This is a genomic window from Methylobacterium sp. WL116 (assembly GCF_008039455.1).
Lineage (GTDB): Bacteria > Pseudomonadota > Alphaproteobacteria > Rhizobiales > Beijerinckiaceae > Methylobacterium.
The window spans coordinates 1-1,589 of the sequence record NZ_VRUV01000770.1; the positions used below are offsets into that span (position 1 = coordinate 1).

Annotated in this window: 2 protein-coding genes and 1 pseudogene; 1 reads left to right on the forward strand and 2 read right to left on the reverse strand. The window is 72.8% G+C overall.

Annotated features, from left to right (window positions below; translation table 11 throughout):
- Window positions 1-356, reverse strand: a 356-nt coding sequence (locus FV223_RS27175; protein WP_147729811.1) for a hypothetical protein, incomplete at its 3' end; no start/stop codon positions are given.
- Between FV223_RS27175 and FV223_RS27180 the strand changes: the two genes are divergently transcribed.
- A complete protein-coding gene (locus tag FV223_RS27180) occupies window positions 355-1,209 on the forward strand; it encodes a collagen-like protein (RefSeq protein ID WP_147729812.1) in 855 nt (284 codons plus the stop codon). The genes FV223_RS27175 and FV223_RS27180 overlap by 2 nt on opposite strands.
- 187 nt (window positions 1,210-1,396) lie before the next feature.
- Here FV223_RS27180 and FV223_RS27185 read toward each other — a convergent pair.
- Window positions 1,397-1,589: pseudogene (locus FV223_RS27185) on the reverse strand (spermidine synthase); the annotation flags it as partial.

The window sequence follows — 1,589 nt, forward strand, 5'->3', positions numbered from 1 at the left end:
ACGCCCAACGGCAGCACGCCGCCCGCGCCGGGGCGCCGCTCCGCGTCGAGGCGGGCCCGCAATTCCGCGAGCCGTTCCGCCGTGGACGGTCCCTGCTCATCCGGCTCGTCACGCGACCGCTCCATCCCGTCCCAGCTCCGACATGACGTCAGATAGGAACAAAACAAGAACACTTTCAAACGGTTTCGCACCGCCCGAAAATAGTCCCGCCGGGGCAGCAGCTTGGCCTGTGGACGGGTGTGGAAGGGTGTGGATCGGCTCCATTTGGAGGCGGCCATGGCCAGGGTTGACCCCGGTGGCAGCCGGGCGGCAATGTCCCGCCGCCGCGCGATCCTGCGGCGGGGAATGTCCGACATGATCCTTCATCGCGCGCGCTTCGCCACGCTGATCGCCGGATGCCTCGTCCTCGGCGGCGGCGCGCAGGCCCAGCAGCCGGCGGCGCCTGGAATCGATGCGCCCGCCGCGTCCGCACCGGCCCGCCAGCGTGCGCGTCGGCCTCAGGCGCCGTCCCAGCCGATCATGGTCTACGACGCCCGCATCGAGGCCGGCGACCTGCGGATCTCAGGTTCGGTGCGCAAGGGCGGCGCCGTCGTGGTGATGGACGAGGACGTGTCGGTGATGGCCGATTCCCGCGGCCGCTTCCTGTTCCGTCTGCCCTACCGACCGGGCAGCTGCGTCGTGTCGCTGAAGAGCAACGAGGACGAGCGCGAGTCCGTGATCGCCAACTGCGCCCCCGAGGGACAGGCCGGCGCCAAGGGCGAGACCGGGGTGCGCGGCGAGCCCGGCCCGCAGGGCGTGGCGGGGCTTCCCGGCCCGGCCGGACCGGCGGGCGAGGCCGGCCCGAAGGGCGAGACGGGTCCCAGAGGCGAGATGGGTCCTAAGGGCGAGACGGGTCCGAAAGGGGAGGCGGGCCCCAGAGGCGCGGCCGGCCCCCAGGGAGATGCGGGACAGAAGGGGGAGGCCGGCCCGGCGGGACCTGCCGCCGCCGCGCTCCCTGCCGCGGCCCCAGCAACGCCGTTCCGGGCGGTACGGAGCGAGACCTGCCCGGCCACCGGCTGCGAGATCGCCTGCGCGGGCGGCGAGGTCTTCGTCTCGGCCTACTGCCTCAAGGCCGGCACCCCGGTCTTCTCGCAAGGCACCGACGGGACGGCAACCGCTTCCTGCCCGTCGGAAGCCGCCGGCATGGTCGGGTTCTGCGCGCGGATGTGACGGTCGCGTCACCGGATCGATCGCGCGAGGCACGGCACGCTCCCTCTCCCGTGGGAGAGGGTTGGGGTGAGGGGCGTGACTCCTCGGCAAAGCTCACGCCCCTCAACCTGTCCTTCTCCTTATGGGAGATGGGACCCGCGCTTCGAACCGGCCGGTCGGTCGCGCAGGGGATGAAGTAATTCCAGCCTCAGCCGCGGCCGGAACGTACTGCGAGCCAGATCACGTGGCGGGCGCCGCCCTTTCGGCCGTTGGCACGGGTGGCGACCTCCTCGACGCTCAAGCCCGCATCGTGCAGGCGGCGGCCGAAGCTGCGGTCAGGCCCCGCGGACCAGACCGCGAGGACCCCGCCCGGACGCAGGGCGGCATGGGCGGCGCCGAGG

Excerpts from the sequence above, each read along its gene's own strand:
- FV223_RS27180 (WP_147729812.1), top strand. The coding sequence starts at position 355 with ATGATCCTTCATCGCGCGCGCTTCGCCACGCTGATCGCCGGATGCCTC.